The organism is Parabacteroides sp. CT06, assembly GCF_002257605.1.
Taxonomy (GTDB): Bacteria; Bacteroidota; Bacteroidia; order Bacteroidales; family Tannerellaceae; genus Parabacteroides; species Parabacteroides distasonis.
Window position 1 is genome coordinate 75544 of sequence record NZ_CP022754.1, and the last position, 17780, is coordinate 93323.

Annotated in this window: 9 protein-coding genes and 1 pseudogene; 1 reads left to right on the top strand and 9 read right to left on the bottom strand. The window is 44.6% G+C overall.

Annotation, left to right across the window (positions count from 1 at the left end; all coding sequences use genetic code 11):
- Positions 1–134 precede the first annotated feature (134 nt).
- Positions 135–2426 carry a S8 family serine peptidase gene (locus tag CI960_RS00235; RefSeq protein WP_005859593.1) on the bottom strand — a complete coding sequence of 764 codons (2292 nt, stop codon included), beginning with the start codon at positions 2424–2426 and terminating at the stop codon, positions 135–137.
- Positions 2423–2839 (bottom strand): hypothetical protein, encoded by a 417-nt coding sequence (locus CI960_RS00240; RefSeq protein ID WP_005859592.1) that lies wholly within the window; start codon positions 2837–2839, stop codon positions 2423–2425. The genes CI960_RS00235 and CI960_RS00240 overlap by 4 nt, the downstream gene beginning before the upstream one ends.
- 359 nt (positions 2840–3198) lie before the next feature.
- Here CI960_RS00240 and CI960_RS00245 point away from each other — a divergent pair.
- Positions 3199–4910: pseudogene (locus CI960_RS00245) on the top strand (AAA family ATPase).
- A gap of 105 nt (positions 4911–5015) precedes the next feature.
- Here the strand turns inward: CI960_RS00245 and CI960_RS00250 are convergent.
- The 7 genes from CI960_RS00250 to CI960_RS00280 all read right to left on the bottom strand — a co-directional run bounded on the left by CI960_RS00250 (position 5016) and on the right by CI960_RS00280 (position 17602).
- Complete coding sequence (locus CI960_RS00250) at positions 5016–5372, bottom strand: DUF6078 family protein (RefSeq protein WP_005859585.1); 357 nt, start codon at positions 5370–5372, stop codon at positions 5016–5018.
- Between the two features lie 44 nt (positions 5373–5416).
- On the bottom strand, positions 5417–6763 hold the full coding sequence (locus CI960_RS00255) for a hypothetical protein (RefSeq protein WP_005859583.1): 1347 nt from the start codon (positions 6761–6763) through the stop codon (positions 5417–5419).
- Positions 6764–6815: 52 nt separating this feature from the next.
- Entirely contained in the window at positions 6816–10046 is a 3231-nt protein-coding gene (locus CI960_RS00260; RefSeq protein WP_005859581.1) for an efflux RND transporter permease subunit, read from the bottom strand.
- Positions 10036–11529 carry a TolC family protein gene (locus CI960_RS00265; protein WP_005859576.1) on the bottom strand — a complete coding sequence of 498 codons (1494 nt, stop codon included), beginning with the start codon at positions 11527–11529 and terminating at the stop codon, positions 10036–10038. The genes CI960_RS00260 and CI960_RS00265 overlap by 11 nt, the downstream gene beginning before the upstream one ends.
- A complete protein-coding gene (locus tag CI960_RS00270) occupies positions 11526–14591 on the bottom strand; it encodes an efflux RND transporter permease subunit (RefSeq protein WP_094582160.1) in 3066 nt (1021 codons plus the stop codon). Before CI960_RS00270 ends, CI960_RS00265 begins: the two co-directional genes overlap by 4 nt.
- 34 nt (positions 14592–14625) lie before the next feature.
- Positions 14626–15693, bottom strand: a complete 1068-nt coding sequence (locus CI960_RS00275; protein ID WP_005859574.1) for an efflux RND transporter periplasmic adaptor subunit — start codon at positions 15691–15693, stop codon at positions 14626–14628.
- A gap of 100 nt (positions 15694–15793) precedes the next feature.
- On the bottom strand, positions 15794–17602 hold the full coding sequence (locus CI960_RS00280) for an O-antigen ligase family protein (protein ID WP_005859573.1): 1809 nt from the start codon (positions 17600–17602) through the stop codon (positions 15794–15796).
- Positions 17603–17780: the final 178 nt, after the last annotated feature.

Consider the following 17780-nt stretch of genomic DNA (forward strand, 5'->3'; position numbering starts at 1 on the left):
GTCATCTGCTCTCTCTTCAAAATTTCGGCAAAGGTATGGATTATGTCTGAAAGAACAAAGCTTAAATGCGAAAATCTATGCTGAAATAGTATTGTCTGTGTTTAACAGCCTCTAAATCCAGCTTAACACATCCATTATTTAAAAACAATCTTATGTGTTTCATAAGTATCATTGCCTATTTGGAGTCTTAATACATAGATGCCCGAAGGTAATGTATTAAAATCTAAGAGATCTCCTTCTCTCAAGAATGTCCCCTCCCTTACTAATGCTCCGGTTGATTGGTTATATAGAGTATAGGTTGGCCTAGTCTCTAACATAACACTGAATTGATCTTGGATTTGAGTTTCTTTTGAAATATTAACCATATGAGTGGATGAGGAAGTTGAAACAGAATAATAATATCCCGTAACAGATACTGTTTTTATCACATAAGACCCGGGTGTTCCACAAGTGCTGGTTGAACGACAGCCCACAATATAAGTTCCTGGTGCGGAGAAGGTAACACTGTTTGAATACCGATAGGCAGACATGCTAGCCGTGTTTGGACTGACCATCCATTGATAATTCCCTTCGTCTTCCATAAATATAGGGCTAGCCGTAAAAGATGCACTACCACCAGCCCCTACTTGATCCGGACCGGACACGGAAGTTATGGATGGGGCACCGATAGAAACAGTTTTCGCTACAGAAACTGAAGAGCCATTAGGAAGTACCACATTCGCATAAATCGTACCACTCATTGTTCCTCCCGGATTAGAGATAGCCCGAACCGTGATTGAATTACTATTCTGTCCTCCACTTACAATTTGTAGGCCACTGGTTCCTAATGTCCAATTCCCCTTATAATTACGATTTAACGTGTAGGTTTTATTTCCGGTACATGGCACTAAATTATCGCCGGATATTTGGGGATATACTTCTCGGACAGCCGCCTCTGCATCAAGCAAACCATATCCCATATTGGCATTCCAAGTTCCAAATGGATGTCCTGAAACTGTTGAGTAAGAATAAGATCCAATTTTTCTGGCAGAGTGTCCAAGTATATTTCGAACTTCAGCTTCTGTCAATTTTGGATTAATAGATAGTAGGAGTGCTGCAACGCCTGAAACTTGAGGGCAACTCGCTGAGGTTCCTCCAAAAGTAGAGAGATAATTTCCGGGGTAAAGCCCGGCACTCCCCATTAAATCCAATGTGCGAATATCCCCTGTATAATCCAAGGCACCAGAAGGTGCAACCAGATTAATTTCTGAACCTCTTGCACTATAAGAACACAAAGCACCATTTTTATCAACTGCGCCAACTGCGATAACCCCATTAACAGTTGCGGGAAACGAAACAGAGGAACCAGAATTTCCTGCTGCAAAAACAACTACACATCCCAGTCCACCGCGTCCATTCGTTCTAGCATTATTTATGGCTGAGGTAATTGCATCAGCTACAGAACCACCCCAAGAGTTACTAATAACATCTGCTTCAGCATCATCCCACGCATAATTTATCGCAGCTGCAATATTAGAACTAGATTGACTATAAAATATATTAACAGGGACTATTTTCACTAGAGGGGCAATCCCTGCTATACCTAAATTGTTATGAGAAGCTCCAATAATACCAGCGCAGCATTCTCCATGTGGATTATTTGAGACTGGTGCTCCATTCCCATTGGCTAAACCCGGCGTAAAACCCGGCAAAAGTCTATCACCCAGATCCTCATGCCCTGCCACACCTTGATCGATAACAGCCACTTTTATCGAAGAACTACCTTTTGTCATACTCCAGGCTTCAGGAGCATTAATATCGATATTCCACGTCCCACCTAATTGTCCCGTATTATTTAAATAATATTGTTCGCTATAAAGAGGGTCATTCAGAAATTGAGTTATTCTCATTATAAAGTCAGGATGACAAAAATCGACCAAACCATTCTCATATATTATATTGGCATAAGTTAAAACATCAAACCCTTGATTCACGGATAATGTGTAAACCCCATATTTAGTTTGATCAACAACTTCTACTATCTCATTCATACCTGCTAATATAGAATCAATACTTACGCCATTTTTAGGCTTAAGCAGTATATGATTAGTTACATACAATGTATCTGTTCCATTTACTAAATAAGCAGGAGAAGCTCTTTTCACTAAAGGATCCGACTCGTATGCTTTAAAATCATTTTCAGAAAAGATATTGGATTTATTTTCTTTTACAATGATGTTCGGCGATATTTCATTAAATCCCTTATAATCCGAACTTAGCATTGGAGTTCGGATTAAATCGGCTTCTATATTCAACACAAGGTGTGATGAGTCTGGGGTTAAAGCGATTTTCCTATTTTGTGACCAATAATATTGCGCATTAACATCGCAATGTATTGAAGACAAAAGCACAATCACTAAAAGATATATCAAATTATTTGTTTTCATTCCAGTTCGTATTTAATTATTTCAACATTTTCAGCAATATACATAGGGACTTTGTTCGAAAGATATTCAGAGTTTGGGTCCCGTGGGTCATAAGATTCCGAAGGGTGAGGTATGGTAAAAGCATCCAATATCACACCATCTATGGCTGGATCATAAGCTCTACAATTGAATTTTATTGTATAGGCAAGCTTAACTGTACGATTATCGGGGATATACAGTTGTATGGCATTCGAGAAATTCAAGCCGGTTACACCAAGCTTCGGACCTTCATGAATTGCTACAAGACAGATATTATTATTTTCGAGCGCAATCATGCTTACAAAGCCGACCAGCCTATCATCTTTATCACAGCTTATACATACTATGACTAAGAAAAATGCAAGTCCTGTTATTTTTGTTTTTAGTTTTTGCATATAGTTGAATTTTAAGTTAAACAAATTTATTGGATAGTCATGTAACTGATGAATTAATTGAGAGGGACCGGATAAGTGATTATACCGGTTTTTTTCATTTTCGTTTGCTATATTGCAATATAGCTATACGAAAAGCGACCTGTAAGCAGAATGATAAACGTTATCTACGTTCTAGTATGTGCGCAAGTTATCAAAAAAAATTAAGCGTGCAAGAAAAAAATAGAATATTTTAGGTCCTAGATTCAACTAGAAGTGAATATTCAGAATTATAGTTTCGCCTAACCTGCCTCGTGAAGGATATAACTTTATCTCACTTTTTATTTTTATCTTTGTGCGACTAATCTGAAAAAAGAAAGCTTATGGCACGGATAACGATTCCTTATGCGGTAGCGGATTTCGTAGATTTACGGGAACGTGGTTATTATTATGTGGATAAGACCGATTTCATCCCGAGCTTGGAAGATTATAACGCTCCTGTTTTCCTCCGTCCCCGGCGTTTCGGCAAGAGTTTGCTTATCTCTACCTTGGCGTGTTACTATGACCGCACCAAGGCCGATCGGTTCGAGGAGCTGTTCGGCAGGACTTGGATTGGTGAGCACCCGACGGAGGAACATAATCGGTATATGGTCGTGCGCTATGATTTCTCCAAGATGGTGATGGCTGATGACATGGAGGGGTTGGAACGGAATTTCAATGACCTGAATTGTTCTGCGGTGGAGATCATGGTGACGCATAACCGGGACTTGTTTTAAGGACTTCCGGTTCTCTAGCCGTGGTGATGCTTCCAAGATGCTTGAGGAAGCTTTGGGGTACGCCCGCGAGCATGGATTGCCAAAAGTGTATGTGCTGATCGATGAGTACGATAATTTCACCAATCAGCTATTGACGGCCTACAAGGATCCGCTCTATGAGCAGGTAACCACGAAGGACAGTTTCCTGCGCACCTTCTTCAAGGTGATCAAGGCGGGTATTGGCGATCCGTACCTGTTTCTGCACGGGGGTTCTTCCCGTTACGATGGATGACTTGACAAGCGGATATAATATAGCGGAGATCCTGACCTTGGAACCGGAATTCCTGAGTATGCTGGGCTTCACGTATAAGGAAGCGGAGGTCTACTTGCGTTACGTGCTGGATACCTATACGGAGGGGCAGGATCGGTTCGATGATGTTTGGCAATTGATCGTGAATAATTACGATGGTTATCGCTTCTTGCCGGAGGCCGAACCCTTGTTCAATTCCACGATCCTGACCTATTTCTTCAAGAAATTCGCCGTTCGTAAAGGTGGAATCCCTAGTGAGCTGGTGGATGAGAACCTGCGTACGGATATCGGTTGGATCCGTCATCTGACTCTTTCCCTTGAGAACGCCAAGGAGATGCAGGACGCCTTGGTGATCGATGATGAGTTGTCCTATAACGTTTCCGACCTGTCCAGCAAGTTCAACAAGAGGAAATTCTTCGACAAGAGCATCTATCCGGTCAGCCTCTTTTATCTGGGCATGACCACGCTGCGGAGTAATTACCGCATGGTGCTGCCCAACCTCACGATGCGCAGCATCTACATGGACTATTACAACGAGATGAATCATATCGAGGGAAATGCCCAACGCTATGTCCCCACTTACGAGCGTTTCACCGAGGAGCGTCGTTTTGAGCCGCTGGTGCAAAACTACTTCGAGCAATACCTCGGTCAGTTCCCTGCGCAGGTGTTCGACAAGATCAACGAGAATTTCATCCGTTGCTCCTTCTTCGAGCTTTGTTCCCGTTACCTGAGCAGCTGCTATACGTTCGCCATCGAGCAGAACAATTCGGCGGGACGTTCCGATTTCGAGATGACCGGTATCCCCGGCACGGACTATTACAAGGACGACCGGTTGGCGGAATTCAAGTATTTCAAAGCGAAAGAAGCGGAGCGCATGCTGGCGCTCAGCGATCCCCGTCCCGAGGACGTGGCGCAAGTACTCGCCTACGCCAAGGATACCAAGGAGAAGTTCCCACACTATCATGTCCGTTCCTACATTGTATATATCTGTGCCAACAAAGGATGGAAATGCTGGGAGGTGACTCCGTGATATCATTCTAATTGCTTTATTAATAGTACTTTGTGGTGCCAATGATGTGCCATGCTATTGGCACATCCGTAACATGGGTAGTGGCACAAGCCTCTCTTCCTTGGTTTACCAGTCGTACTCCTCGAAATAAGCGTCGAAGTCTTTTGGTTCCTTCACCCCACAGCGTTTAAGCGCATTCAATACGACCTGTTGCTCGGAGGGTGAGAGCGGCCTTTCTCCCTTGCGGACACGGTAGTAAGTGCGCCGGCTGAAGTGCCTCATGAGTCCCGGGATAACGGAGAGCATCTGTTTGTGTGGCAAGCTCTCCAATAGGCTTACGAATCCCGCGGCATAGCGTACTTTCTTGTTCGGACGGTAATAAGGGCAAGTTCCCTTCAATGAGGCGAGGTGTCTCCTCGTTAAAGGTGATTGTTTGTTTCGGCGTTCTGGAATAGGGGTGTTTACGCATGCGGCCTGCCTCATGAATTTACGAGGTAGGCCGCGTAAAAATAGCTATTATCAAGTACTTATTTAACCGTAACATTCCATCCGGAAAGAATACCTCCGTAGAAGTAAAAGTCTACGCAGAATGTCTTTCCTGTGTTCAGCTCTTTGACCTCGTAGTATTTCGTGGCACCTTTTTCGTTCACCAATTTATAATCGGCGATATTCGGAATAGGCACGTTGGCGAGCTCTTTGATCTTTGCGTTTATCCTATTCAAGATATCCATGCTCTCGAAAGGATTCGTTACTTTGGTGCTCTTGGATAAAGCCGGATTCACCCCATTGTTCTCGGCACGAACCGCACGAACACTATCTGCATAAGCCTTGAACATCGCACGGCTTTCCGGAGTGCGCAAAGCGGATACGGTAAAGATAGAGATTCCTTCCGCCCCATGATTCAGTGCGGCATCCATGGCATTCTCTATATCGTCGGCTACCATCAGTCCGCAGTAAAGCGTGGTTTTCGGGTTCTTATCCCGGACATCCTCTATCATACAGTCTGAGATAAAACTAATATCTTCCGTGTAGAAGTTATGGTATACCATGGGGAAGACAATGTCCAGATTCCATTTCCCCCAGTCTTGACGAACCATTTTGGATGCCATCTTGGGCGTAGGGAAAGGAGAGGCTGCCATTTTCTTGCCGTAAGAGTGAACCACGTCGGCGATCATATTAGCGACCTCGGTAATCTGGTCACAACGGAATTGGAGCCATTTCTCGTCTTGCGAGGGATCTTCTTGTTCTCTTGGATCATATCCGTAAGCGGCCTTGAACTTCTCGATCATGGCCGGGTGATAACCAAAATCCCATTGCGGATATTCTTGGTCTTGCACGATACCGTATTTCGGCCAAAGGGTAGTCGGCAGGATAACATCCACGAAACGGTTGTAATCGATAGCGATACCGTTCAAACCCTCTACCTCGCAGTAAGCCTCTATTTTCTTCTTGATAAACTCCCGTACCTCGGGTAAGGCGGGGCACATAAATTTGTAGTAATCCACGTAAGCGGTCGTATCGGCCAAGCTTTGTCCATTGCGGTTTACGCTGAACCATTCGGGATGTTCTTTTAAGATAGCGTCTCGGTCATGTTCCGGATTCATCGTCCATAACCAAGCGTAGACCTCTATCCCATGTTTCTGGGCGATGGGAATAGCGGCCCGATAATCATCCGGAGTAGGGGCGTTTAGCATGACACCGTCTATCCCCGCCTCATTCATGATCGTACAGATGGAGTCGAAATTCATTCCGGGCTGGTAATCCAACCAAGTCCAGAACATCGGATAAGCATCTTTCGTATCATTTTTCGGGGAACTGCAAGCACCTACGCTGCAAGCTACCAGAAGCAATACTAAATAATTTATGTGTCTCATAAGTTTAATGAATTTGATTAACGATTTATCCGTTAAAGATACGTATTCCTGTTTAATGCCGTTCTTTTTTCAGCGTAAATATCGGTAAATAAAAGAAGATGCCTAGGATAGACATGATAAGGCCGCCTATCGTTCCGGCGGCGAGCGGGAACCAAAAGGCTTCTTTATCGGTGCCTAGCATGAACGGGATAAATCCGAGTATGGTCGATATAACGGTTAGGAAAATCGGTGTGATCTTGGCGTTCCATGCCTTTAGATAAGCACGGATTGGGGAAATAGCGGGTATCCGTTCCCGAATTTGGTTATATTCGTTTAAGATATAGATACTGGCGTTTACCGTGATACCGCATAATAAAACGAAGGAGGCGAATCCACCTTGGTCGAAGTTCAGTTTGAACCAATAGAAGGTCAGGAATACCCCGATATAAGAGATCGGTATGACAAAAATGACCGCCAGCGGTTGTTTCAAGGAATTAAACAAGATACTGGTCGTAAAGAAAATAATAACGATGATCAAGAATAATAACGCATATTGTTTATTATCTTTCTGATCCCATGACCAATAGTTCTTTTCCGCTTTAGCCGTATATCCCATAGGCAGGATCTTGTTAAACTCTCTAAGTTCCCTTTTCTGTATCTTCTCGCCTTGTGAGGAGGCTCCGATATATTCATATTGCAGGCAGAGCCTGTATTGCTGGTTTACTTTCGCTATCTGTTGAGGGGTCTGGCTTTTCTCGACGATAGCGAGTTCGGACAACTTATAGGATTTATCACGGATGGTTTGAGGTACATATTGCATACTCCAGATATCGAACTCCTTTGATTGGCGAGAAGAAAGTTTTAGCTTTTCCGTCTCGTTATCAACGACGATGGTACCTGCGTAGATATCTTTACCGAAAACAGGCCGGATAGACGCGAATAAATCGATAGGCAATATATCCGCTTGCGCCATACGGGATTTATTCAAGTTGAAGTAGAATTCCTGATAATCATCCTTCCACCAAGAAAACTCGGAATTGATCAATACTTCCTTGATACGGCGATACGTAAGCAATTTCTCCCGTAGTTTCTCCGCCCATTCGTATAACTCGTCATAATTATATCCGTACATCTCGATCCGGAAAGAACCTGCGTTCTCACGGACATCATTGCTGAAACCTTGGTCCATAAGTCCCCATACGCCCCAACTTCCACCACCTAATTCCAACGCTTTGCTAATCACCCTGCTTTTCAAGGTGTAGGGGAAACCACTTCGCTCGTTCTCACGGGTGAAATAGACGTTGATACTGGCTTGACGTGCGTTATAGATACTGGTCTGGAATTGCCGTATTTCCTTATAGGTACTCAAGTAAGCCTCCATTCGGTTGATCAAGTGGTTCATTTGATCAAGGGTCGTACCGTTCGGCATGGAAGCGCTGATACTTAATACCGTTTCTTCATTCCGGGTAAAATAACTTCCCTCGTATACCTTTTGGACAAATAGGCGCAAGGTTCCTCCCAAACTCTTATCGACGATAGGTTTTATCGTTTCCTTCCAAATACCTTTCGCCGCGAATTCATTGTAGCGAGCGATCCACAAAGAGTCCCTTGCGGATAGATCCTTCTCTTCCGGCTCGATCTTCTCCGGCAATAAAAATATCGGTAGTCCGAAAGCCAGTACTAGAATAAGGCAAGCCAGCTTTTTCCAATTGCAAAGGAAACGGATCTGCGCCCGGTAATAATGAGAGAAATAGACTGGGAAACGGTGTATGAACGACCGTATCGGACGGACCACCGGATGTTGTCTCCAATGACTCCGGGCTTTTGGGGAAGAAGAAGCGACTTTCTTCCGGTGCAAATTCATCTTGTCGATCAATGCCGGAACCAAGAATAACGCGATGAACAAAGATACGGCCAGATTAATGATCACGACAGCAGCGAAATCCTGTAAGTTCAACCGTATCTTCTCATCCAAGAAGAAGATGATCACGAGGGCGCCCATAGTCGTCAAAGTGGCCGCCAGAATAGACAAGAACGCTTTCCGGTCATGATGGTGCCGGATATGATCGGTCATCACGATCGTATTATCGATCACCAAGCTGAGAGAGATCGTGATACCCGCCAGCGAGTACAATTGCATCTCCAACCCTAATAAATAATAAAGGATGACGGCTATACACAGGTTGATACTTAAACTGATGATGATCAAGAACAGATAACGTACATTCCGGGTAATCAGCAGAACGAAGAGCAAGAGGATCAAGATGGTCAAGCCTGTACGGACGTAGATTTTATCCAATTCTTCTTGGATAAATTCGGTAGCGTCGTAACTGGTATGGATCTCGTAACCGGGAGGAAGCAAGGTGCGGATATGTTTCATTTCTTCCTTCACTTTCTTGGCTAATTGCAACTGGTTGGCAGTCTCTTCCGCACGGATAGACAGGTAAATAGAGTTTAAACCATTGATCCGGTAGTAACTTTGCGGGGCCTCTTCTTGCCGGGTTACCTTTATCAATTGATCCAGCCGGATTAAGCTACCATCTTTGTTTGCGACGGTGATATGCGATGGTTCGAACCCATTCGTGATCTTTTCCGGCATTAACGCCAGACGAATCCATTCCTTGCTGGTATCTCCTTGTCCCATATTAGCGGTTCCAAGGAACTCTTTTTTGTAATATTGGCTGATCGCCGATTGGATATCCTCTATCGTGATCCCCAGATCCCGTAGCTGGCGGCTATCGTATTCCAAGCGCCATTCCATAGGGGTCGCTCCGCTTACATCGATACGATAAATACCTTGCACGCTGCTAAGCCGGGGCTTTATCTGATCCTCGGCGAATCGCTGGATGAATATCGGGGTAGCGGAAGCGTTCAAGGTATAACTCATGAACGGGCGTGATTCCTTGTCGTCCGGACGGCTCATCTCTAAAATCGGATAACTTAATTCTTCCGGAAGGTCCGGCCACGTCTGTCTAACAATTGTTGATGCCTCAAAACGTGCGGCATCTATATTCGTATGTTTATCTAGTTCTAAAGTAATCCTTCCCCATCCGTTTCCCGAGGTCGAGGAGATCTCTTTGATTCCTTTGATACGGGCAAGCATCGCCTCCAACTGTGAGGTTACCTCCATCTCGATAACCCTCGCTGAGTTGGAGGGCATATTATAGCTGATACTTAATTTCGGCAGCGTACGGGAGGGAGATAGCTTGATCGGCAATAAAGGCACGAAAGCGATCCCCGCCAATGCGATACAAAGGAAGGTGACGATGATCGTAAAGGATGATATGTTCGGCTTAGAACCCATGCTCGTAATCAAATTCGTTGGCTAATGAGATGCCTGTCTCGAAATCATGTAAGGTGAGCTTACGTATTTTGTAATAGCTCAACCAATAATTTTGCAAGGCCGTGATATAATTACGTTGCGCTTCCTGCTGTCGGTTCAAGGAGAGCGTAAGGCTATTGATATCCGCTTTGCCGATCATGAAACGTTGCTTGGTCTCGTTATAGGCCATGATCGCGATGTCCAAAGCCTCTTCGGCGCTGGCGATCAGGTTTTGCTGTACATTGAAATCGCCGACAGTCATGATTACGTCTTCCTCCAGAGTGACTTCCGTCTGCCGTGCGGATATTTGCGTAACATTTAGATTGCTTTTGGCTATATTGTATTTACCCTTCCGTACTCCCCAGTCTATAAGGGGAATAGAGATAGATATCGATACCAAGTCCTGCTGCAGCGGATTCTTGTAAACTTCCTTAAACTGGGTCGCTACTTGATTGAAACCGATACTAGCATTCAAGGAAGCGTTGAATAAGGTTTCCTTTTTGGTCTTATCCACTTGTTGCTCGGCCTCTAACACCTCTTGCCGCACTTCCAGAAACTTGGGGTTATTCTCCCGGGCTAACGTCAATGCTTGATCCACCGGAATATCCATATCATGGGGGCGTGACGGCAGACGAAGCCGTATCTTCGTATTCTTATCGAAATTCAAATACGAGGCCAGACTGAACATGGCTCGCTTCAAGGCTATATCGGCGTTTTGTAACGTATTGCGGGCATTGATCGCATCCAGCTTGAGTGTCAGTAAATCCGCTTGACTAATAGCCGCGATCTTATGCCGCTCTTGGCCGGTACGGTATAACGTATCGGTTGTCGCTACATTTTCTTTGGCCATATCATATTCTACTTGAGCCATGGCTAAAGAGAAAAAATAAGTGGTGGCTTGCTCGCTGACGGTCTCGATATTATAAAGCAACTCTTTCTTTACTTTCTCATATTTTAGAGGCTCTATCTTCTTCTCCCACCGGAAAGGATTGTATCCCAATAAATCTTGGCTGTATCCGATACGGATTGGAACGGAGGTGAACTGATTATAAGTATTCGAGCCGAAATAGCGCATATACCCCAGATCCGTATCCACGAAGAAACTACCACCCAGCATATCGAAGTTCTGCTTGATCTTTAAGTTTCCTCCCGCATAAAAGGACTGTTGCTTACGGTATTCGTCAATGTCTTTTTCTGAATCGTATCGTTTCGTGATATCCCGGTAATATTCGGCGGGTGTGATATTCAATGTAAGACTAGGCAGTCGCTCCGCTTTGTAATTACGAAACTCCCAGTAGCCGGACAAGAATAGGTTTTTCGTACGAAAAGCCTCCAGCGAGCTATCGGCGGCCAATGAGATCGTCTTCTCAAGGGAAAGGACGAGCGATTGGGCCGATACTCCTTCGGCTAATAGCGAACAGAACGCGTATAAAACTAGGAATGTCCTCTTGTATCTTTTTTTCATAATGCATGTCTCCTATAGATAAACCAATAAACCAAAGGGATAATAAATAAACTGACAGCCGTACCGATCAGCATCGCCGAGATCATGGCAATGGAGAGTGGCTTTTGCAACTCACTACCCATATCGAACGTGAATAGTAGCGGTACCATACCGAATATAGTTGTCAATGAGGTCATGATAATCGGGCGCAGACGGCGACGACCCGCCTCATGGATCGCTTCCATCAAGGGTACACCTTCTTTCCGAAGCTCATTGATCGCGTCCAGTTTCAAGATAGAGTCGTTTATGATGATACCGCAAGTTACCACGATACCGATAGCACTCATCAGGTTTAAGGTATGCCCGCATATCCATAATACCAGTAAGGAGGCGGCTACGTCTATAGGTATTTCCAGCAGGACGATCAAGGGCTGCAAGAAGCTCTCGAATTGCGCCGCTAAGATAAAGTACATCAAGAGAATGGATATGAACAAGATGACGACCAGTTCATTCAGCATTTGTTGGTTCGAGAAGAAGCTTCCCGAGAAATCGATGTCCCAATTCGTCTTATCTTTGGATTCGCTGCGGACGAGCTCCCGAATATTTTCCATTAACTGTTCCGCATTCTCTACTTGATAGAAGCTAAAAGGAATATATTCCCCGTTCTTTCCAGCGGTGAGTATCTTCAAATCCTCTCCGGGAGTAATTTTTGTTACTGCACTAAGAGGGACATGATTCGTCTTTTGGTTTTCGTCCGGTTGCGTACGGATTAACGTATTATGTAGGATATGATCGACCGTTTGCTCGTTTCCGGCTAGCGTGATCGGTAAATACTGTTGATAAGAGCGTAAAGTAGCGACTTCATTTTCCTTGAAGGCCGTCTTAAGTACCCGGTAGACCTCTTCATAGGAGATATTATAAAGTAATAGTTTCTGATGGTCTATGGATATGTTTAATTGATTATCGAAAGCTACGCCAACGGGAGCGAGACCGGTCTTACTCTCTAGTGTTTTCTCTAGTTTTTGCAAAGTAGGGGCATCCGGAGCTTGTTCTTTGTTACGGGCATAGAACTCGGCTACGATATCGGCCTCACCGGTTACGAACAGTTTCTCAAACACGGTCTCCGGCGGAGAGAACGATAATACGGCTGTCGGGTAATTTCGCTTTACCCAAGCGGAGATTTCTTGTTGTAAAGGAGCGATAGCATCGGTCTCTTCTGTCTTGAAATAAAGCTCTACTTCCGAGATGGATAATTCCCTGTCTCGGTTTAGCAGGAATTGTTGCTGTCCGATATAGGCCGTGTGTTGCGCACCTAACCGATCGGCCTCACCAAATAATTCGGTGACTCTCTTTCTATTCTCATCAATATGGATGTTCTCATTCCATTCAACATGTGCGATTAACTCATTCTGATCGATTTCCGGCATCCGGCTTTTGGGGATCATATAGAATAGGATCGCGCAAAGGGGGATGGTGACAGCTACAAATAGTAGGCTAGTGGTCTTATGCCTGAATATGAAATCAACCCCTCCGTCATAGAATCGGTCCAGCGTATGCTCCTTGATCAAATTGTTTATTTTCAGGTTGAAAAAGGAATGCTTGATCTCCGGTATGCTGTAAACTAATTTGTAAAGTACAGGCAGTAACATGATTCCAGTGAAATAAGAGACCATTAAACCAACCGTAACAGCAAACGCCTGATCGAAGAAAATCGCTCCCGCTATACCACTCATAAATACCAGCGGGACGAATACGGCGATCGTGGTAAATGTGGAACTAAGCATGGGGGTGATTACTTCTGTGGTCCCTTTTATACACGCTTCTTCCAGATTATCTCCTTTTGCCCGGTATTGCGCTATATTCTCCGTCACGATGATGGAACTGTCTATCATCATACCCAATGCCAAAATCAATCCGGATAGGGAGATGATATTTAAGGACATATTGAAAAGGTAGAAGAACAGGAAACTAATGATGATACTGACTACCATACTTAGTCCGATTACCGCCGGGCTTTTTACGTCCCCGAGGAAAAGGATCGCCACGATGCAGATAAATAAGAAACCTAACGATAGATTCTGTTTGAGGTTGGAGATCGTATAATCCAATAACTCGGTCTGGTTTCTTGTGATCGTAAATTCAATATCCGGGTAAATAGACTTGAAATAATCGGTAACCTCGGCAAGCGCCTCTTTCATATTGTCCATATTCTCATCCGCTTGCTTGATAACGGCTAATGTAACGGCCCTTTCCCCGTTGGCTAGCGATAAGCCGGTTTCTTTTTCCGGTACGACAGCTACTTTTGCCAGATCTTTTATCTGGAAGATTCGGTCATTCTTACGGATATAGATATTTTGTACGTCTTCCGGTGTACGTAATAAGGTAGAAAATTTAATATTGTACTCATAATAACCATCCCGTACGGTCATGCTTCCCGGCTCTATATTATTGGCAGACAAGGCTGATTCCAAATCATTTAACGTAATATCAGCCATATCCAAGAGTTTCATATCCGGTACGATCTGTAATTGCCGTCCTAATATGCCCGTGATATCCACCATCGCGACTTCCGGCAACTGTTCGATCCTTCGCTTGATTACTGTTTCTGCGAATTGGCAAAGATCGAGGAAAGCCTCGTCGTTTTCAATTGTCTTGAGTGTGAGGTTGAGGCAAAACACCGGAATGTCCGTAGCGCTCGCCTTGACTACCCGTGGACGTTCTACCTCACGGGGCAGGTAATTCATGGCGGCGTCTATTTTCTCATTGACCTCTATAAAGGCAAGATCCGTGTTCGTGCCAAAGTCGAAGCTAAGGCGGATAATACCCGCTCCATCGCGAGTCTCGCTATGGATATCCCGTAATCCTGCCACTTGCATCAATTGCAAACGGACCGGCTTTACGACAGTATTTTCCAATTCCCGTGCGGATGTATTTTGTCCGGATATCTGAACGGTAATCTCAGGTATGGCGATATCAGGCAATAAGGAGACCGGTATGGTGAAATAAGTCACCAACCCCACGATAAAGCAGGCCGTAAAAGCCATCAATACCGCTATCGGACGTTGTAGCAGGAAGCGAATCATACGCAACTAATTTTCAATTCTCAATTCTCAATTCTCAATTTTCAATTACCTTGACCGGTGACTCATGCGCCAGATTAATATTGCCGCTTGTAATCACGACATCCGCTTCTTTCAATCCTTCCAAAAGGGTATAACTATCCGCGTTTTCCAGTCCGGTGCGCACGTAGTTCCAATAAGCGTGCCCATCAACTAAAGTAAATACGACTTGTTTTCCGGAACGTAATACCACAGCCGTTTTAGGTACGACCAATTGCTTCCCAAGCGAGCGTTGTACGCTAACCCGTACATTCATGCCTTCGAATAATTTACCTTTGTCGTTTACCGCCGCTTTCACTTGTACCATCCCGTTCTCATCCACTAGCGGGTTGATCTCGGATATACGTCCTTCAGTCTTTAAGCTGGTGGTGGCGAAAGGGGTAACTTCCACTTTATCTCCGTTTTGGATAAGCGGCAACTCACTTTCCAATACGGTGAAAGAGGCTTCCAGACTATGAGGATCGATAACGGTACAGAATGCGTCCGTCGTAGACGCCACGTTCTCTTGTTTAGCGAAAAGGTTTGCGATAATACCGTCGAAAGGCGCGATTAGCGTCGCATTCTGTTCCTCATATTGGGCAAGTTGATATTGGGCGAGCGCCAGATCATATCCACTTTTTACCCGTGCTAGGTTGAGCGTCGCAGGCGGGACTTTCGCTGAGTCTTCCAGCATATATCCTTGACCGATCAATACGTCTTTTAATTCAAGCCTCGCTTTCTCTAGGGCATCCTTGGCTTGCGCTGTTTTGTTCGTGAGCCGGAAAGTAGCGAGTTCCGCTATTTTCTGTCCTTTGTTTACCCGGTCTCCGTTCTTCACGTAGATGCGGGCGATGGGTTCTGCCGACTCAAATTGTAAGTCCACCAACTTGCGAGCGGACAGTTTACCATTGCTTATCAACTCATGATTAAATTCCGTTTGCTTCAAAGTCATGATCGTGACTTCGTTCGCCTCATCCGGCAATACGGTTTCTACGGAATCCTGTGTGGTATCTGTATCTTTCTTTTCTCCGCCGCATGCGCTTAAACAGAATAAAAGCGTAAAGGTCAACAATTTATAGTATTTCATACTCGTATGATTGATCGGTTTGTACAATTTGTCATTCGCAAATATAAGTATTTATTGTTACGATGTAGTCGTAATTGCTATAAAAATAAGGATATTGTATTCATATTGATGTGTTGTTTAACATACTTCGTGCTTTCTCTTTCATTTCTTTAATAGCGGAACTTTCCACTTTGGGTTTCTTAGTTAATACGGAATCAATCGCCATTTTCAATTTTGCAGGTTGAAAATAAGATGGTTCCGTATAAAGATTCATTAACAGATAATACGGATAGATACGTTCCGGTAAAATATCAATGGCATGTAACAGGTGCTTTTCCGCTTGTCGGTATTCACCTAAACACTGCTCATTTTTAGCCATTACGTAATAAAGCATGGGATCGGAGCTTAATAAGACAGCTCTTTCCAGATATCCATTCGCTTTCTCGTATCGTCCGGTCTTGCTTAGGCATTGAGCGACCTCGAAAAGGAATTCCGGTTTATGCTTCAATAATGGATACAAAGGTTCATATACCTCCAAGGCCGCTTCGTAAGCTTTATTTTTGTAATACATTTGCGCCTTGTTCCATTGTTGATAAGCCTTATAATGATCTTTTTGCATCCAGAACAAACCAATTCCAAGGATAGCGATTCCCATAAAAAATATCTGTTTGCCCCATCTATGGCCATTTGATTCGGCTTGGTTCTCACGGATCTCATCCTTGTCCGGTGTTACGCTCATCACCCCTAGGAATATCAATACTACCCAAAACTCCGGCAATTGTAATGGATAAGAAGAGAAGGCGAATATAGCCAGAGACATCAATCCCCCGCAACAAGCATACCTTTTGTTCTTTATTCCTTTATAAAATAGAAGCCCCAGCCAGCCTATAAATAGGGCTAATCCTACTAACCCCTGTTCTAATCCAATCTGCAAGTATTCATTAAATGCGTACTCCGGGCATCCGGCAACCAACTTTTCCTGTTCAGTCGCTTTTCCCGAAGCCATGTATTCCGCTTGTGTTTCAGCGTAAGCGGCAGGGAACCCACCTAGGCTGGTACCTGTAATCGGTTGTTTTTGTATCGCTTTCGTCGTGATCTTCCACATCAGAAACCTTCCGTCTGCCGAATCTTTCTTTAATGTATAGAGTGATGCGCTCCCGCCAAGAAGCAATATGCCGCCTAGGATACCGCCTATGATATACCACCTTTTGTGTTGTCTCAGTCTGGTCGCTGCCTGTTTCCTGTCAAGGCGGTACAGGGCATATACCCAGGCGCAAGAAACGACCACCGCTATCCATGCCGATCGGCTCATTCCCGCAGGAAGTACAACGATCGCTGTGCCTATACATCCCATGGACAGGTAATAGGGCATATTTCGTTTGGACTGTTCCAGCAAGATGCCAAGAGCCACCGGTAATGTGATCGCCAAATATCCGGAATAAGGCCCCGGATTGAAAAAAGAGCCGGTCAGCCGAAACAGGGAATGGTTCGAATAGGCCCATCCCTGTAATTGACGGAAGCCCCAGATGGCTTCTATAAGGCCTGTCGCGATAAAGAACATTGAAAAATATCCTATGAGCACCGGACATTCATGGAGTACCTGCCGAAGCAGATACCACAAGACAACCATTTGTCCGATAAACAGGAGCTTTTCCGGCTCCGGGTGTATGGAGTAGGGATAAGAGAGGAGGATAAGCCCCAAGAGGGAAAGGGGGAGGATATCCACGTAAGTCCATGGGCACAGCTCCTTGCTTGGATTCAACCACAAACCTTGTAGGGACACGGCGGATAAGAACAGGGTGATTAGTTGAATCCAAAAGGTTTTCTCTGTCACCAAGTGTGTGGATAGCATTCCCAATCCTGCGAAAGGGGCGCTTAGCAAAAGTGTCCCAAGTAGGGTATATACGCCGAGTTTCAACAGTTCTTTCATGGTTAATATCTTTTTACCGTACCGTTTTCCACCAAAAAGATACGATCTTCCGCAGCCTTTTCCGGTCGCGAGATCATCGCTTTCAACAGGCTCCCTTTAGGTATCTTGCGAATGAGGATGCCACCGGGTATCGTGTCTGTCGGGAAATATCCGTTTTTAAAACACTCAATTCCTGATA